General features: G+C 40.6%; 17 protein-coding genes and 2 tRNA genes. 11 read left to right on the top strand and 8 right to left on the bottom strand.

Translation table 11 applies throughout. The annotated features are described in order from the left end of the window. Nucleotides 1–88 precede the first annotated feature (88 nt). From L2747_RS04010 to L2747_RS03990, 5 genes are all read left to right on the top strand, one after another. Nucleotides 89–1,021: a glycoside hydrolase family 16 protein gene (locus L2747_RS04010; protein WP_248997811.1), complete on the top strand. Its 933-nt coding sequence runs from the start codon at nt 89–91 to the stop codon at nt 1,019–1,021. Nucleotides 1,022–1,228: 207 nt separating this feature from the next. After that, nucleotides 1,229–2,056 (top strand): 3'(2'),5'-bisphosphate nucleotidase CysQ, encoded by an 828-nt coding sequence (gene cysQ / locus L2747_RS04005; protein WP_248997810.1) that lies wholly within the window; start codon nt 1,229–1,231, stop codon nt 2,054–2,056. Between the two features lie 103 nt (nt 2,057–2,159). After that, entirely contained in the window at nt 2,160–3,059 is a 900-nt protein-coding gene (gene mak / locus L2747_RS04000; protein ID WP_248997809.1) for a fructokinase, read from the top strand. 94 nt (nt 3,060–3,153) lie between these two features. Beyond that, entirely contained in the window at nt 3,154–3,945 is a 792-nt protein-coding gene (locus L2747_RS03995) for a YdcF family protein (RefSeq protein ID WP_248997808.1), read from the top strand. A gap of 102 nt (nt 3,946–4,047) precedes the next feature. Then, nucleotides 4,048–4,713, top strand: coding sequence for a DUF2982 domain-containing protein (locus L2747_RS03990; RefSeq protein ID WP_248997807.1), 666 nt, complete (start codon nt 4,048–4,050; stop codon nt 4,711–4,713). Nucleotides 4,714–4,882: 169 nt separating this feature from the next. Here L2747_RS03990 and L2747_RS03985 read toward each other — a convergent pair whose 3' ends face one another. The 4 genes from L2747_RS03985 to galU form a co-directional block, all read right to left on the bottom strand. Next, nucleotides 4,883–5,308, bottom strand: coding sequence for a bactofilin family protein (locus L2747_RS03985; RefSeq protein ID WP_248997806.1), 426 nt, complete (start codon nt 5,306–5,308; stop codon nt 4,883–4,885). Between the two features lie 285 nt (nt 5,309–5,593). Then, on the bottom strand, nt 5,594–6,079 hold the full coding sequence (gene napF, locus L2747_RS03980) for a ferredoxin-type protein NapF (protein WP_248997805.1): 486 nt from the start codon (nt 6,077–6,079) through the stop codon (nt 5,594–5,596). Between the two features lie 89 nt (nt 6,080–6,168). After that, entirely contained in the window at nt 6,169–7,182 is a 1,014-nt protein-coding gene (galE, locus tag L2747_RS03975) for a UDP-glucose 4-epimerase GalE (protein ID WP_248997804.1), read from the bottom strand. A 38-nt stretch (nt 7,183–7,220) separates the two neighbouring features. Continuing rightward, nucleotides 7,221–8,129 carry a UTP--glucose-1-phosphate uridylyltransferase GalU gene (gene galU / locus L2747_RS03970; protein ID WP_248997803.1) on the bottom strand — a complete coding sequence of 303 codons (909 nt, stop codon included), beginning with the start codon at nt 8,127–8,129 and terminating at the stop codon, nt 7,221–7,223. Between the two features lie 519 nt (nt 8,130–8,648). Between galU and phhA the strand changes: the two genes are divergently transcribed. The 5 genes from phhA to maiA all read left to right on the top strand — a co-directional run bounded on the left by phhA (nt 8,649) and on the right by maiA (nt 13,739). Beyond that, nucleotides 8,649–9,440 (top strand): phenylalanine 4-monooxygenase, encoded by a 792-nt coding sequence (gene phhA / locus L2747_RS03965; RefSeq protein WP_248997802.1) that lies wholly within the window; start codon nt 8,649–8,651, stop codon nt 9,438–9,440. Between the two features lie 81 nt (nt 9,441–9,521). After that, the gene (locus L2747_RS03960) at nt 9,522–9,860 is read left to right on the top strand and encodes a 4a-hydroxytetrahydrobiopterin dehydratase (RefSeq protein WP_248997801.1); all 339 of its coding nucleotides are present in this window, start codon (nt 9,522–9,524) and stop codon (nt 9,858–9,860) included. A gap of 296 nt (nt 9,861–10,156) precedes the next feature. Further along, nucleotides 10,157–11,704 carry a transcriptional regulator TyrR gene (gene tyrR, locus L2747_RS03955; RefSeq protein ID WP_248997800.1) on the top strand — a complete coding sequence of 516 codons (1,548 nt, stop codon included), beginning with the start codon at nt 10,157–10,159 and terminating at the stop codon, nt 11,702–11,704. A gap of 264 nt (nt 11,705–11,968) precedes the next feature. Beyond that, on the top strand, nt 11,969–12,955 hold the full coding sequence (locus tag L2747_RS03950; RefSeq protein ID WP_248997799.1) for a fumarylacetoacetate hydrolase family protein: 987 nt from the start codon (nt 11,969–11,971) through the stop codon (nt 12,953–12,955). A gap of 118 nt (nt 12,956–13,073) precedes the next feature. Further along, the gene (gene maiA / locus L2747_RS03945; protein WP_248997798.1) at nt 13,074–13,739 is read left to right on the top strand and encodes a maleylacetoacetate isomerase; all 666 of its coding nucleotides are present in this window, start codon (nt 13,074–13,076) and stop codon (nt 13,737–13,739) included. A 70-nt stretch (nt 13,740–13,809) separates the two neighbouring features. Here the strand turns inward: maiA and L2747_RS03940 are convergent, their stop codons facing one another. After that, nucleotides 13,810–14,691 (bottom strand): LysR family transcriptional regulator, encoded by an 882-nt coding sequence (locus L2747_RS03940; RefSeq protein ID WP_248997797.1) that lies wholly within the window; start codon nt 14,689–14,691, stop codon nt 13,810–13,812. Between the two features lie 195 nt (nt 14,692–14,886). On the opposite strand from L2747_RS03940, the gene L2747_RS03935 reads away from it, so the two are divergent. Continuing rightward, the gene (locus L2747_RS03935; protein WP_248997796.1) at nt 14,887–16,116 is read left to right on the top strand and encodes an MFS transporter; all 1,230 of its coding nucleotides are present in this window, start codon (nt 14,887–14,889) and stop codon (nt 16,114–16,116) included. 160 nt (nt 16,117–16,276) lie between these two features. Here L2747_RS03935 and L2747_RS03930 read toward each other — a convergent pair whose 3' ends face one another. The 3 genes from L2747_RS03930 to L2747_RS03920 all read right to left on the bottom strand — a co-directional run bounded on the left by L2747_RS03930 (nt 16,277) and on the right by L2747_RS03920 (nt 16,856). After that, complete coding sequence (locus tag L2747_RS03930; RefSeq protein WP_248997795.1) at nt 16,277–16,504, bottom strand: hypothetical protein; 228 nt, start codon at nt 16,502–16,504, stop codon at nt 16,277–16,279. Nucleotides 16,505–16,667: 163 nt separating this feature from the next. Then, nucleotides 16,668–16,743 (bottom strand) — tRNA-Val (locus tag L2747_RS03925). A 37-nt stretch (nt 16,744–16,780) separates the two neighbouring features. After that, nucleotides 16,781–16,856: transfer RNA gene (locus L2747_RS03920), tRNA-Val, on the bottom strand. Nucleotides 16,857–16,865 lie beyond the last annotated feature (9 nt).

Below are 16,865 nucleotides of genomic sequence, written 5' to 3'. Positions count from 1 at the left end.
AGATAGACCGTGTAGAGTATATGCTGCTGCGAGCTTCGTGCGCAGTCAGTTGAGTTTAGCGGCTATGTGTATATTTACAGTAGTATGTATGTTCCTTTTGGGCTACTTGCTCGATGATACCGAAGAAAATGCGCTGACAACGAAAGAAAAACATTGGGCATTGGTGTGGCATGATGAGTTTAATGGTACGGAAGTTGATCTGCAAAAATGGAGCTTTGAATACAACTGCTATGGTGGTGGTAATAATGAGCAGCAGTGCTATACCGATCGTAAAGAGAATGCATTTATAGCGGAAGGTTTATTACATATCGTTGCACGACAAGAACCATTTTCTGGCCCAGCTCATAAAGATGATCATCGTGACTATCTACGAACAGATCTATCTATCACTAAACCTTTTACTTCGGCGCGAATGCGAACCCTATATAAGGGTGATTGGCTTTACGGGCGTTTTGAAGTTAGAGCCAAGTTACCTAGTGGCCAAGGTTCGTGGGCTGCGGCTTGGATGTTACCTTCAGACTCGTGTTATGGCGAATGGTCTAGCTCTGGGGAGCTTGATATCGTTGAAGCTGTCAATTTGGGAACTTTACTTAATAAAGATACTGGAGCAAAAGAAACGCGGGTTCACGGTACGCTGCATTATGGGCAGTCTTGGCCAAATAATGTTTATAGCGGCTTTTCTTATCAACTCCCTAATAACCAAAGTCCTGCAGATAACTTCCATGTTTACGCGATAGAGTGGCAGCAAGATGAGATCCGTTGGTACGTAGATGGTGTTCACTATGCAACTCAAACCTCAAAGACTTGGTACAGCAAATATGTTGCTGGCAGTGATTTAATAGAAGCGAAAGACGGTGCGCCTTTTGATAAACGATTTTACTTGCTGTTAAATCTTGCTGTTGGTGGTGATTGGGCTGAAAATGTGAATGATAAAGGTATCGACAAGCGTGCTTTTCCACAAACGTTTCTTATTGATTATGTACGTGTTTATCAGTCGATAGCTAGCAATGATAGACAGTAGTAGCGATAGGAAAATGATTGGTTTTTGTGTCTCTATCGATTTTCTTTTAAAAGCCTTTTATTAAATTCATCATTATCGCAATATCACTGAAGCTTATAATACTTAGTCGATTTTAAACAATGAATGAATAATTGGTTATTAATTTTAACGCTTAAGTAATGGCATAATTAGTTTATTCCTTTAGATAATCTATAGAGAGCTTGCATTTTGACTCAAACATTTAAGCAAGAATGGTTAGCTGCCATTGTCGATATATCCGTCGAAGCTGGTGATGCTATTATGGCCATTTATGGTCAAGATGACTTTGGTGTGCAGACTAAGTCTGATGATAGTCCGGTAACAGCAGCTGATTTGGCAAGTCATGACGTTATCGTTAGACAATTACAACTGTTAACGCCAAATATCCCCATTTTGTCGGAAGAGTCTGTTGGGATCGCATGGAATGAGAGACGTGATTGGCATTGTTATTGGCTAATTGACCCTCTTGATGGCACAAAAGAGTTTATTAAACGCAATGGTGAATTTACCGTCAACATTGCTTTTGTCGTAAAAGATAAAGCTGTAGCTGGGGTAGTGTATGCACCAGTTTTAGATAAGTGTTTTTACGGTTCACAGGAGCAAGGCGCATGGGTACGTCAAGCCAATGTAGAAACTTCACTTAATTATATTGGCTTAACCAAAGGTGATGATGTCAGTGCTCTGAGCCCACGAATTGTAGGTAGTCGCTCTCATATAAGTCCTGGATTACAATCGTATTTGCAAGAAATAGGCGAACATGAGATGAAGAGTGTTGGCAGCTCGCTAAAGTTTTGCCTATTGGCTGAAGGTGAAGCGGATATCTACCCAAGACTGGGTCTTACCAGTGAATGGGATACAGCCGCTGCACAAGCTGTATTAGAAAGTGCTGGTGGCAAAGTAATACGTTATGACACTGGGGCTCGGTTAGACTATAACCAGAAAGAGGATATTTTGAATCCTTATTTTATTGCTTACGCGCCAAATTGGAAAATAGATAAACCCCATAATGTCAGCTAGAGCGTACATGTTGCTAATCCCTACCATCTGTACATAACCCCGCTTAACGTATAGATTAGGTGTGACTTTTTATTAATTGTAAAATAGTACTGAAGGAGATGGCATGCTAAGGATTGGTGTTGATCTCGGAGGCACAAAAATTGAGGTGGTTGCACTTAATGGGCTCGGCGAAGAGCTTTATCGTAAGCGTGTACCGACACCAAGAGAATATGTTGCGACTCTAGATGCGATAGAGGCGTTAGTCTTTGAAGCTGAATCCCTGCTCCAACAAAAAGCGACGGTAGGCGTTGGGATCCCTGGTGTTGTTTCGCCTTTTTCTGGCCTTGTTAAGAATGCTAATTCTACGTGGATTAATGGTCACCCTCTGGATATTGACCTAGGTAAACGTTTAGGACGAGAAGTTAGAGTCGCAAATGATGCCAATTGTTTTGCCATATCAGAGGCTATTGATGGTGCAGCTGCAGGAGAAGCTATTGTTTTTGGTGTGATCATTGGCACAGGTTGTGGCGCTGGATTATCGATAAATGGTCGAGTACATAATGGCAGAAATCGTATCGCAGGGGAGTGGGGGCATAACCCATTACCCTGGATGAGCGAAGACGAGTTTAATTCGACTGACTGCTTCTGTGGTAATAAAGATTGTATTGAAACCTTTATTTCCGGTACGGGTTTAGTTAGAGATTATAAGCTTGCTGGTGGGCATGCTGATTCCGGAATTGAAATAGCGTTAAAATTAGAGCAAGGTGAATTGCTAGCATGTCAAACATTTGAGCGTTATGTCGATAGGCTTGGACGTTCTTTAGCGCATGTTATAAATACGCTAGATCCTGATATTATCGTACTCGGCGGCGGTGTATCGAGTATCAATCAAATCTATCAGCTTTTGCCTAAAGTGTTACCTAAATACGTGTTAGGTGGGGAGTGTCGAACGCCTGTTGTGCAAAATATGTATGGCAGTTCATCGGGTGTGCGTGGCGCTGCATGGTTATGGAATAATAGCTAACCTTTATCAGTTACTCTCACGAGTTGAGCCTGAATAATTCACCGGATTACATGCTACACTTCCGATATATTTTTCTAGTAGGGTAAACGCTTGTATGTTTTGGGTAAAAAAGATTGTTTCACAGTTCTTTATGCCTGTACCGCTGTTATTGATTTTAATTGTTATTGCTTTTTTGATGATACGTAAGCGTAAGTTTTCAAAAATCACCTTGGGACTTGCTGCATCTTTATTGATTTTATGCAGTAGCCATTGGGGAAGTAATGCATTAATCGCGCCTCTAGAAAACCAATACCCAGTTAATAATATGCCTATTGCAAAAGGTTGTTTAGTGATGGTGCTAGGTAGTGGTCATGATGATGACCCACACTTGACCGCAGTGCAGCAATTATCGAATACCGCACTTGCTAGACTCAGTGAAGGCATACGGCAGATGTCTTTAGGCCAAGATTGTAAGCTTGTTGTCAGTGGTTGGAGTGGTGCACATTCAACAAGAGCGCATGCTGATGTGATGTTTGATGCTGCGGTTGAGCTTGGAGTTAGTCCTGATTTAATCATTAGATTTCCGTTGGCTAAAGATACAATTGAAGAATCACAGTTTATGCGCTGGGAAGTTGCAGATGCACCCTTTAGGCTGGTTACATCTGCGAGTCATATGCCAAGATCAATGGCGATATTTAATAACTCAAACTTAAATGTGTCAGCCGCTCCTACCGATTTTGCTAAAAGAACAACAGCTTGGTGGCATTTTGATGCTCAAAGTTTATTAAACTCACAGCGCGCCATACATGAGTATTTAGGGCTTTTATGGTTTAAGCTCAAATATGAAGGTCGAGCTGATAAAGAACCGACAATTATTTCGAAGCTTGATAATGCGCAAGGGCTGTGAATCCTTAATAGTTGAATATATTAGCTTTCATTCTAGGTATGCCTTCAATTACAACATAGCCTCAGTGATTGCTTTAGAGATAAGTTAATAGGTACATAGAAATTGAAAGAGAAAGAAATTTTAATAGAACCTATCAGTAAGCGAAACGGTATTACACTAAGTGTTGTAGGAGTAATAGGTTTAATTGTTGGTATTGGTTTCTTTGTAGTTGGTAGCCAATTTTTTGCTCCGGGGATCCTTTGCTTTGCACTTGGAGCAATTTCTACGGTATTAGGTATTTCAAAGTTAGTTGAACCAGCTATAACAATTAGACTGACTGATAAGGGGATCACCCACTTTCATCGCCGTGGTGAGGTATTTATTGCTTGGAATAACATTCAGCGCTTTGATCAACCAAGGGTGACTCAAGGTTTAGAAACGATAGATTTGCCCTATATTGGTATTAAGCTAAAAAGTTTAAGCCCTGTGTTAGAAGCTATTTCGCTCAGACTCGCAACAGGCTTGCTTACTGAGCAGCGGCCATTATTAATGACTGCATCAACTCAAGAGGAGGACTTATCGACATTGGAGAACCAAATGAGCGAAGAGTTTACTCCTTTCATTGAAGGAAATGACCGTTTTAAAGGCGTGCTGGCTATGTTTGGTCATCGCTCTCGGTTACTGGATGCAAACTTAGGTTATCACTTATATATATCGACAGATTGTTTAGATAGACCTGCTGATGAGTTTATTAAACTACTTAGGGAATTGCAGCAACAAAGCCTATAATCGAGATAGAAGTCGCTGACGTGCTGAGTTTTCTGTTTTACCATCGCTTGAATTTAAGGCTACTAGAAAACCTTATAAAAAAGCTCAGTGTACATACACTGAGCTTTTTTATGTGTAATCCTATCTTTTATAAAACATCATTGTTTGCTGATGAATAACATTTTTATATTTAGCTAATACTCAGCTCTGCATCTTCAATATCGTCATTACTCTTTTGGTGATTGATGACTTTTTTATTATCTGTATTGGACGGTAAGAAATCGACGTTATCCCTAACACGCATACCTACAAATTGTCCGCCCTCAAAAATCTCCATCGACTGACAGTTAACCTCCCCATCGACTAAACCTGAGCCCGTTATATTGAGTTTTTCACAGGTGAGCTTACCTTTGAAAGTCCCCGAAACCCTGAGTTCAGAGCATTGAAGTTTACCTTCGATAAGACCACCTGGTTCGATAGTAATATTGTGACTTGAAAGGATGGTTCCTACGAGTTCACCAGCAATCATGGCTTCAGCCGTAAATTCGGTATCACCACTAAACTTGGTACTTGGCGCAATAAAGGTGAGTTCGCCACTTCTTTTTTTTCTAAACATTATGCTGCCGTCATTTGTCTAAGTTGCATAGATGTTACCTTGAATATAAGAAGAACAAAACCACTTAAATTTGGCGCTTTGACGTCATATTTTTGGCTCGCTGTTGCGAGTGGTGTATTGTTTAAAATTAGCTAAAGACTGCATAAAGAAAGTGGGGTTTACAAAAGGAAAAAGCATATTGGATTGAATACGTTAGATAGCGCTAGTTTGGTTAGATAGTAATACTAAATAAACTCAAAACCTGTAATATTTGATTTGCCCTAACCTATAAATTTTAGGCTAAATTTATGTCTCTACATTTTTTAGAAGAATAGCGTTGGATGGGCAAGGTGCTACGCATGCGCCACAACCGGTACAGGCATCTTTATCTATATTAGGAAGTGGGGCTTTACCTATGGATAATGTAAAACTAATGGCACTTGTGTCGCATGCATCTTTACAGCTTTGACACCATATACCCTGATAAGCCATGCATTTTTCTTGAATATTTGCTGTTATTTGCCAAGGAACATTGTTTAGATCTTCAAATAACGGCTCTTTACATACATCAACACACTTTTGACAGAAGGTGCACTCATCGATAGAGAAATCGATTTGAGGAAAACCGCCACCTCCTTTGATGATGATCTGTGTTTCACAAGCTTCAATGCATTTATCACAGCGAGTACAAAGGTCGGTAAACTCGACAGAGCTCTTTACCCAAGGTAAGCGAATAGCGTCATTCTTGTTACGACTAAATAGTCGTCTTCGACTTTGATTGATGGTGCTCATCGACTTACTCTCTAAAGTAAAGCTCTAAGACGCTTTGCTTTTTTCGCATAGCGTCTAGATGCTTATATCTGATAAAAACATGCAGGCTATTAAGCTTTATAGCCGTTAGGATTGCTCGATTGCCAATGCCAGCTACTTTGTGCCATATCATCAATAGTGTGACTCGCTTGCCAGCCAAGCTCTTGCTGAGCTTTGTTTGGATTGGCATAACAGGCTGCAATATCTCCAGGTCGTCTATCCACTAGTTGATACTTTATTTGAGTTCCGCTAGCTTTCTCAAACGCTGTGACCATTTCTAATACGCTATAACCTTGACCAGTGCCTAAATTGTATGTGACTAAGCCGCATTGAGTCTGAAGCTTATCCAGTGCTCTTAAATGACCCACTGCTAAGTCGACCACATGGATATAATCTCTAACGCCGGTGCCATCAACGGTATCATAATCACTGCCAAATACACTTAACTGCTCCCTCTTACCAACAGCTACTTGAGCAATAAAAGGCATCAGGTTATTTGGGATGTCATTAGGGTCTTCGCCGATTAAGCCACTGTGGTGCGCGCCAACTGGGTTAAAGTAACGAAGACATGCGATATTCCAACTATTATCTGAGTGATAAAGGTCGCTAAGAATATGCTCCACCATTAACTTTGATTGACCGTAAGGGTTGGTTGCACCGGTTGGGAAATCTTCAGTAATTGGCAAGCTTGCTGGGTCGCCATATACGGTTGCAGATGAGCTGAACACTAAGTTTTTGACATTAAACTCAGCCATCACTTCACATAGTACAATTGTACCTGTGACATTGTTTTCGTAATAACGTAGTGGTTGTTCGACAGATTCACCAACAGCTTTTAACCCTGCAAAGTGAATGACAGATTTAATATCGTGATCGTTAAACAGCTTTTGTAAAAAAGCACGATTAAGAATGTCACCTTGATAGAAGGTCACTGTTTTACCAGTGATTTGTTCTACGCGTTGAAGTGCAGCTACACATGAATTACTGAGGTTGTCGAGAATGACAACATCGTTACCTGTATTAAGTAGCTCTACTACTGTGTGGCTACCAATGTAGCCTGCGCCGCCAGTTACCAATATGGTCATTTAAACTTCCTATAAGCTATTCAGTGTTTAAAAGGGATTTAGTTAAGTGTCTTAACAATGGCTTTTAAATACTCTGCGAATTCGTTACCAATTTCACTGTGACGAAGAGCATGTTCTACATTCGCTTGCATATAACCTAGTTTATTGCCGCAATCGTGACTCTTACCTTGCATGTAATAAGCGTTAACCGTTTGGTTTTCCATTAGCATGGCAATCGCATCTGTTAGCTGAATTTCATCTCCTGCTCCCGCAGGTGTTCTTGCTAAGTAGCCCCAAATCTCCGCGGGGAGTACATAACGACCTACAACAGCTAAGTTAGACGGTGCATCTTCAACTTTTGGTTTTTCTACTAGCTGAGTTAACGGCATAGAACCTCCTGGTTGAAGCTCTTCGCCATTGATATCAGCAATACCATATTGGTTAACCATTTCATGAGGAACGCCTTCAACCATAATCTGGCCGACTTCAGTTTCATCATACAGTTTAACCATATCGGCTAAGTTGTCCTTGGTTAGATCACTTGCAGCGCAATCGATAAGAACATCAGGTAAAAGCACGGCAAATGGGGCGTCACCAATAATGCTCTTTGCACATAAAATAGCATGCCCTAAGCCTTTGGCTTGCGATTGACGGACGCTAATAATGGTCACATCTTCAGGGCAAATAGCTTGAACTTCAGCAAGAAGTTGACGTTTTACACGGCGCTCAAGTTGCGTTTCTAGCTCGAAGCTAGTATCGAAATGATTTTCTACCGAGTTTTTACTTGCGTGAGTGACTAAAACAATCTCTTTTATTCCTGCAGCAATCGCTTCCTTTACAACATATTGAATAAGCGGCTTGTCCATAACTGGCAGCATCTCTTTTGGGATAGCTTTGGTTGCAGGAAGCATGCGTGTTCCTAAACCTGCTACTGGGATAACTGCTTTGCGAATTTTATGTTGTTTCATTCTAGTCCTATTCGTTCCTAATCGAGGAGTCGGCAAATAACACTATATTCTATACCGAAAACGTGTTGCGATGGAGAAGATTTAATTAAACTGCAGGTGGAGTTGACATTATTTGAGTTTAATGTTGATTATTTATACATTTCATAGCGTAAGTTATTTTTTGATTATTGTTGATATCAAAGATCATATATTAACCTTGTAAGCTTAAGATTGAGTTTTAAAGTCACTTTGCTGAGAAGATAAAAGTTTAAGATTTAGGTTCTCGAATAGACACATTATCCTTACTGTACTTGTTAATTTCACCTCCAACTGCTCTTTATTGTAAACCTTTCAATACGTCATTTAACGCCTGTTTTGCTGAGATTTTTAACCTTAAGGTTTTACTCTGTACTTTTTTCATTACACTTTTTATCTGCTGGGGCCTAAATTATAAACTGTGATCAGCTTAACAATTTTTGGTGCTTGGTTAACTATGGAGGCAGAACTTAATCCCCATATTTAGGATGATTGTTGGGAACTATGAATAAACAACAAAATTACATAGCACACATACCTGATACCAATGGGTGTATTGATTACCCACAAACTGAAAATGATATTTGGTCGGAGCTATATGCTAGACAATTAGTCAACTTACCGGGGCGAGCATGCCCTGAATATTTACATGGTTTAGATAAACTAGGCTTACCTACCAGTAGGATCCCGCAGTTACCTGAGATCGATGAGGTGTTGCTGCAAACGACTGGTTGGAAAACTGCAGCTGTTCCGGCATTAATTTCTTTTGGTAAGTTTTTCGAGTTACTGGCCAATAAATCATTTCCAGTAGCAACCTTCATAAGAAGCCGTGAAGAGTTTGATTATTTACAAGAGCCTGATATTTTTCATGAAGTCTTTGGCCATTGCCCCTTATTAACAAATCCTTCTTTTGCGCACTTCTCCCATTTGTACGGCCAGCTAGGTTTAGCGGCAAGCAAAGAGCAACGCGTATTTTTGGCAAGGCTTTACTGGTTCACCGTTGAGTTTGGTGTATTACGTACCAAGCAAAATGAACTCAGTATTTATGGCGGTGGTATTTTAAGCTCACCAGGTGAAACCTTGTACGTGATGGGGGATGAACCGGAAATTAGACCTTTTGATTTGGTTGACGTGCTAAGAACCCCTTATCGCATAGACATTATGCAGCCAATCTATTACGCCATCGACAATATAGGCCAATTGGATGAGATTGCCGAAATGGACATTATGGCAGCGGTTAATAAAGCACAGCAGCTAGGGTTATTTGAAGCCGCATTTCCCGCTAAAGCGAGTTAACAAGTATCAAAATAGGTTGGTAGTAATTTAAAACTCGTTGATTTAAAGAATTAATACAAACGTTAAGTTAAGGAACGAAACATGACTGAGTTAGCGCAAATGAAATGCGAAGCTTGCCAAGCAGATGCTCCAAAAGTGAGTGACGAAGAGCTGGCACAACTAGTAAAAATGATCCCTGATTGGGGCGTTGAAGTGCGTGATGGCATTATGCAGTTAGAAAGAGTGTATAAGTTTAAGAACTTTAAGTTAGCTATGGCATTCACTAATAAACTGGCTGAGCTAGCAGAAGCTGACTTTCATCATCCTGGTATACTGACTGAATGGGGAAAGGTCACCGTAACTTGGTGGTCTCATTCGATAAAAGGGCTACATAAGAATGATTTTATTATGGCGGCTAAAACAGATACGCTTTATCAATAACCGCTAGTTTTGTGCTTTTTCTTATATCAAGAACAGCATTGGAGTTGCTTCGTGCTATGACTTCCTAGCAGATTCAACTGCTAAATTTAAGCGTGTTGGCGAGAGCAACACGCTTTTATTTTCTTTATGTTACAAATCCCCTGTAAACAACCCTTGCCACAACTAAAATAAACTTCTAACGTATAGGCAAATTACAGACCTACCGTTTACGCTCACGTATATTCAATGAGGCAAACTGTTTTCTGTTGATTGTTTTATCCCAATAACGAGTATCTAAAAAAGGGAACTGCAATAGTATGCGCTTGGAAGTCAGCTGTTTAGACCGTGTCGGTTTAGCTAAAGATATCTTATTGATTATGGAAGGCTATGGAATTAACTTGTTTGCTATTGATGCAAGTAACCAGGGCTTTTTATATTTACAATTTGCAGAGGTGAGTTTCGATACCTTGAGCGAATTATTGCCACTTATCCGTAAGGTAGAAGGGGTCCATGATGTACGTACGGTCTCGTTTATGCCCTCAGAGCAGGAACATTATGCTTTAAAAACTCTTCTAAAGACCTTACCTGACTCTGTGTTTTCACTTGATGTAAAAGGACGAGTTCGTATTGTCAATGAATCGGCTTTGCACACTGTAGGTATGAGTGAACATGAGATTATTGATGAATCGATAAACCATTGGGTGCAGGGGTTTAACTTTAGTCGTTGGCTTAGTGAATCCACTGTGCTTGCACAAGCGACGCGAGTTAATATCGGTGAAAATGAGTATTTAGCTGAAATGCTGCCTATTTACTTACCTGATAGTGGCAGTGATACCCCTATCTTGGCCGGGGCTGTGGTTTCGCTTAAGTCTCCTGCTCGTTTAGGCAAACAGTTTAATGCATTGCAAAACCAGTCTAGTGGTTTTGAAAATGTATTAGCGACCAGCGATAAGATGAAAGGTGTATTGGTTCAAGCCCGTAGAATGGCGCAGTTAGATGCGCCGTTATTGATTACAGGCGAAACAGGCACAGGTAAAGAGCTGATGTCTCGCGCGTGCCATGATGCCAGCATGAGACGAGAGCAACCTTTTATTGCCATTAATTGTGCTGCTATGCCTGATAGCGCCGCAGAGGAAGAGCTATTTGGCTTTGTTAATAATGGCAATGTAATTAAACGTGGCTTTATTGAAGAAGCCAAAGGCGGCACGATATTTCTTGATGAAGTGGCAGAGATGTCGAAATCGGCCCAAGTTAAATTGTTGCGCTTTTTGCAAGATGGCACATTTAGGCGAGTCGGTGGCGATGAGGAGATCCGCAGCGATGTGCGTATTATCTGCTCAACCCAGAAAAACTTGGCGGAATTGTGTCAAAGCGGTGAATTTAGAGAAGATCTCTATTATCGCATCCATGTACTGAGCTTCCATGTTCCGTCACTGCGCGATCGGAAAGTCGACATTATTCCGTTAACTGAAATGTTTTTAGAGCATTATAGTCAGCAATTATCTATTCCAATTCGTCGTATTTCAGGTGAGTGTCGTGAGCACTTATTAGGTTACGCATGGCCTGGCAACGTACGTCAGCTTAAAAACGCTATTTTTAGAGCTGTTTCTATGTGGGACGGCAGTGCAGAACTCACGGTTGAACAATTAAAGCTGCCTTCTTATGCCGAAGGTTTTGGTTATTTTGATCACCAGTTTGAAGGCAGTCTTGAGCAAGCGATGAAGCAGTTTGAGTCGAGCCTACTACGCCGACTCTATCCTGCTTATCCAAGTACAAGGCAGTTAGCTAAAAAGCTAGGCGTGTCCCATACCGCGATTGCCAACAAACTGCGCGAATATAAGATTAGTAAGCAAAAAGACGTGTAAAACTAGCTTGCCGCTTGTTGCTGCATTGGTAGCCAAGTTTAAACAGGAAACAGCATGAAATAGGCAGATAGACGATTTTGTAATCTTTTGTTTACAAAATCGTTGGCTTTTCGATTAAATGCGATTTATCTCACACTATTTCACATCTAACGTACTGATGTCATTCTAAGGGCAATTTAGGGTGAGATGTATGTACTTGCTGTCATAGTAAAACAACATGAATATAAAAGTGATAGCTAGGCCACAAACGATTTAGGAGTCAGTATGAAGTTAGCAAGTTATGATAATGGTCGTCGTGACGGCCAATTAATGTTGGTAAGCAAAGACTTAACTAAAGCAGTTGCTGTTCCTGCTATTGCTCATACTATGCAGCAGCTTATTGATGCATGGGATCTACTTAACCCACAATTAGTGGAGTTGTACGACGCACTAAACAAAGGATTGATGGATAACGCCATTGATTTTGATGAAGCGAAATGCCTATCGCCGTTACCTAGAGCTTATCAGTGGGCAGATGGCAGTGCGTATGTGAATCATGTAGAGCTTGTGCGTAAGGCTCGTGGTGCTGAAATGCCGGAAACATTCTGGACCGATCCATTAGTATATCAAGGCGGCTCAGATTGCTTTATCGCACCCAAAGCTGATATCCCGCTAGCAAGTGAAGAGTGGGGCATTGATTTCGAGTCTGAAATAGCTGTGATCACTGATGATGTGCCAATGGGTGTTACTGCAGATAATGCAGAGAAGCACATTAAACTACTGATGCTAGTAAACGATGTATCACTGCGTAATTTAATCCCGGGTGAACTGGCGAAAGGATTTGGCTTTTTCCAAGCTAAACCATCAAGCAGCTTTTCACCTGTTGCTGTAACGCCAGATGAGCTTAACGATAAATGGCAAGATTCTAAGGTACATTTGCCATTAATTACTCATTTAAACCGAGAGTTGTTCGGTCGTCCAAATGCTGGCGTTGATATGACATTTAACTTCAGTCAATTGGTGTCACACGTTGCAAAAACCCGCCCACTTGGTGCTGGCGCGATTATTGGTTCTGGTACTATCTCAAATTATGATCGTAGTGCTGGTTCGAGCTGTCTTGCTGAAACACGTATGCTTGAGACTATTGCGGATGGTAAGCCATCTACATCATTTATGCGTTTTGGTGACCGTGTACATATTGAAATGCTTGATGATGATGATAACAGTATCTTTGGTTCGATTGACCAACAAGTTGTTGAATACAAAGTGTAGCTCATTGCTGTTTATTGATTAACATAAAAGGCTAATCCTAATGGGTTGGCCTTTTTATTAGGTTTACTGCAATGTCAGAGAGTATGGCAATAGTTGTGGTGTAAAAGGGAATATTCAGATGGAAACAACCAAGCTTAAGTTATATGGGTATTGGCGTTCAAGCGCTGCTTATCGTGTACGTATTGCAATGAACTTAAAGTCGTTGGATGCCGAGCATATATCTGTTCATTTAGTTAAAGACGGTGGCGAGCAACATAGCCAAGGATATGCCAGCCTTAACGCTCAAGAGCTGGTACCTAGTTTAGTCATTGAACAGGCAGAACAAGAGCTAGTATTGACTCAGTCTTTGGCTATTTTAGAGTATTTAGATGAAGCTTATCCTCAAGCATCATTGTTACCGACAAAATTGTTTGATAAGGCAATTGTTCGGGCCATGGCTATGCTAATAGCGTGTGAAGTTCACCCTTTAAATAACTTAAAAGTGTTGCAGTATTTAGCTGGTGAACTAAACGTAGATAATCACAGCAAGCAAGCTTGGTATCATCATTGGTTAAAAGAAGGGTTTAGTGCGCTAGAAAAGCAGCTAGAGCAATATAGTGGCACTTTTTGTTTCGGTGATAGCCCAACCCTTGCTGATATCTGTTTAGTGCCTCAGGTGTACAATGCTAAGCGATTTGAGTTAGATATGAGTCCATATCCGAATATAGAGCGTGTGAATGCTCATTGCTTAACTTTACCGGCATTTATCAATGCGGTTCCTGAGAATCAAGCCGACGCTATTTAAGCAATACTCTCTGTTAGCTCAATAGCGTTTTATCTGTTTGGACTAACATCGGTTCAAGACTTAAAGTTGACTAACGGTTTTGCATGAGAAACTCAACAAATGCTCTATCAGCTTGACTGATAGGGCGTTGTTTTTTCCAAGCAATATGCAAGTCTAAATAAATAGGCGGTTCGAAAGGTTTTGCGCAAATATTGTCGTGCTTCTCGATCACCATCTCCAATACACTAGTGATGCCGTACTCTTGGGAAACAACTTGCTTAATCAAATTTATTAGGTTGGTCTCAAATGCTATTTTTGCCGTTAATCCTAACTTCTCAGCTTGTTTCAACATCCAGTCTCGATGGAAGTACCCTTGTTTAAACAACACTAACTCATGTTCGAAGAATGCCTCTAATGATACGCTGGTACATTTCGCTAGTGGATGGTGTTTACCGACAGCAACGACCATTTGTTCTTTTAGCAATAAGTGACTGTCAAACTCATCGGTTAGATCTTTGGCGGTAATGATTGCAATATCGACTTCTTCTTGCAGCAGCATGCGCAAAGTGTCTCGTGTCCCCCCCTCGAAAAGTGATAATTTCAGATCAGGGTACTTATGACGAAAGGCCATTAATCGACTTGGTAAATAGAAAGAGCCTAGCATACCTGGCACGGCAAGCCTGACCTCTCCTTTGGTCAGATTAGCCATTGCCTTTATATGCGCTTCAGCTTGAGCCATTTTTTTGATAATCAATTTGGCGTGTTGATGTAGAGCTTCCCCTTCGGCGGTAAGTGAAAGTGATTTACTACTTTTGTTTGGTCCTCTATCAACCAGAATAACGCCAAGTTCTAGTTCCAATCGTTTAATGCTTTGGCTCAATGCTGGCTGGGCCATATTGAGTAGTTCTGCGGCCTTGGTAAAACTACCAGCCGTGACCAATGCATCGAAGTATTTTAATTGTTTAATATCCATACCGAACTCTATTTATAGTGACCATGTTGCTACGAGGTGAGGGCGCTGTAATCTATACAAACTGAATATATTAATGATTCTACTTCACAATGATGTATAACAAAAATCAATAACTTTTGTATATTTTAGTTGTTATTGTTATTTGATGGCTATTGGTATGCTAGATGCTAATAAAATATTTCGAGTTTTCCAGCAATGAATACCCTAACTAAAACAGGGAAAGATGTTACTGAGATCCGGCTTATAATGGGCTTATCTCTGGCTTCAATGGTTATCTTTATCAATTTGTATTTGGTTCAAGGTATGTTGCCACTAATTGCCGATTCTTTTGCAGTTTCAAAAAGTCATGCAACATTATTGCTGTCAGTAACCAGCTTTACCATGGCATTTTCGTTGCTTTTTTTCGCTGTACTATCTGATCGTGTTGGCCGTAAAAAACCTATTATTGTCAGTTTATACCTATTAGTTATTCTCGATTGTTGTGCAATTTTTATAACGGAGTTTAACCAGTTAATCTTACTTAGAATGCTGCAAGGAGTATTGCTTGCATCTGTACCCGCTATGGCGATGGCTTATTTTAAAGATGAACTTGGCAATAAGGCGTTATTGAAAGCTGGCGCAATATACATTGCAGCCAATAGTGTTGGCGGAATTGTCGGGCGCTTGTTAGGCGGCTCAATGTCGCAGTATTTAGATTGGCAACAAGCGATGGTGTTATTAACTGTAGTGTCATTGGTTGGAGTGTTAACGGTAACTTATTTATTGCCAAAGAATCATTTTGTTAAACCTGAGATTGAGTTGGGTAAATGGCCTCTTAAGAAATCAGATTTCAGAGGGTTCTGTTACCATCTTGCAGATCCTAAGTTGCGACTTATATACCTCGTTGGTGGACTGGCCTTCATGGTGATGGTAAATCAGTTTAGCTATATACAGCTGCATTTGATGGATAACCCCTTTAACTTAGGCCGCTTTGAAGTGACGCTTATTTTCCTTTGTTACTTAAGTGGTACCTATGCCTCTTATCGTTCAGCTAAATGGGTTGCGGATTTAGGTTTAAAGCGAGTCTTTATATATTCGGTGTTAGCTTTGTTTTTAGGTACTTTACTTACGTTAGCCGATAACTTTACTGCAATCTTTATTGGGTTCTTAATATCTGCCTTTGGGTTTTTTCTTGTTCATAGTAGCTGTAATGCTTGGGTTGCCTACCGCGCAAAAGAACATCGAGCAAAAGCGACTGCTTTGTATTTATGTAGTTATTACTTAGGGGCGGCAATAGGTGGGCCTTACTTATTGCCATTCTGGAATTCATGGGGATGGCAAGGCGTAGTGTTGGGCTCTGTCATTGCGCTAACTATACTTGCATTAGTGGTATTAAAGTTGGTGCACTCTAAATCTCAATCAGGTCAATTAGTTCTAGAGTCTTAACGGGGAGAACTCATATTAGAGAACAGACCCTTTCTAAAGGTTTTTGTGCGCTTAACCTGCCTAAGGCAATAGATTTAGTCGTTTTTTGTAAGTTGAGAGTCGGGCGCAATCCCTTAGTTTTGGACCTGTATATCGGGTTGTTGTGAGTTGTTTACTCGTTCTACTTATTCGGATTGATAAGTTGCATAACGTGGTCACTTGGGAGTAACTCAAGTTGGCCATGTTCATCAAAGTACCAACCTGTGATAAAACCTTTCTGGCGCATTTTTACCAAGTTTTGCATTACGGATTTTGCTTCGACAAGTGCAGTCTCTTGATCATACTGGTAGGTAAGTTTTAAGTAGGCTGTAATGCTTGCTAATGAAGCTGATTGACTGACATCTGCCATGAAATTTACTCAGCTATAAGTGATTATAAAAGAATAGTAGAGAACAGTGTTGAGTGACAAAGAACCGCAAAATTAAATTGTGCTTGAAATCTAGATAAATCGTGATGAAGCTATATCTATATGGATTGAATAGGTACAAAAGGGGGAGGGTGAAACAAAAGAATGGTGGTCGATACTGGGCTCGAACCAGTGACCCCCTCCTTGTAAGGGAGGTGCTCTCCCAGCTGAGCTAATCGACCTGGGATTTCATAATGTTTTAATTCTTCATGAAAAGAATGGTGGTCGATACTGGGCTCGAACCAGTGACCCCCTCCTTGTAAGGGAGGTGCTCTCCCAGCTGAGCTAATCGACCTGGGATTTC

Origin of the sequence: Shewanella marinintestina, from assembly GCF_023283845.1 — a bacterium.
Taxonomy (GTDB): domain Bacteria; phylum Pseudomonadota; class Gammaproteobacteria; order Enterobacterales; family Shewanellaceae; genus Shewanella; species Shewanella marinintestina.
This window is presented reverse-complemented; position numbering and strand designations above follow the sequence as displayed.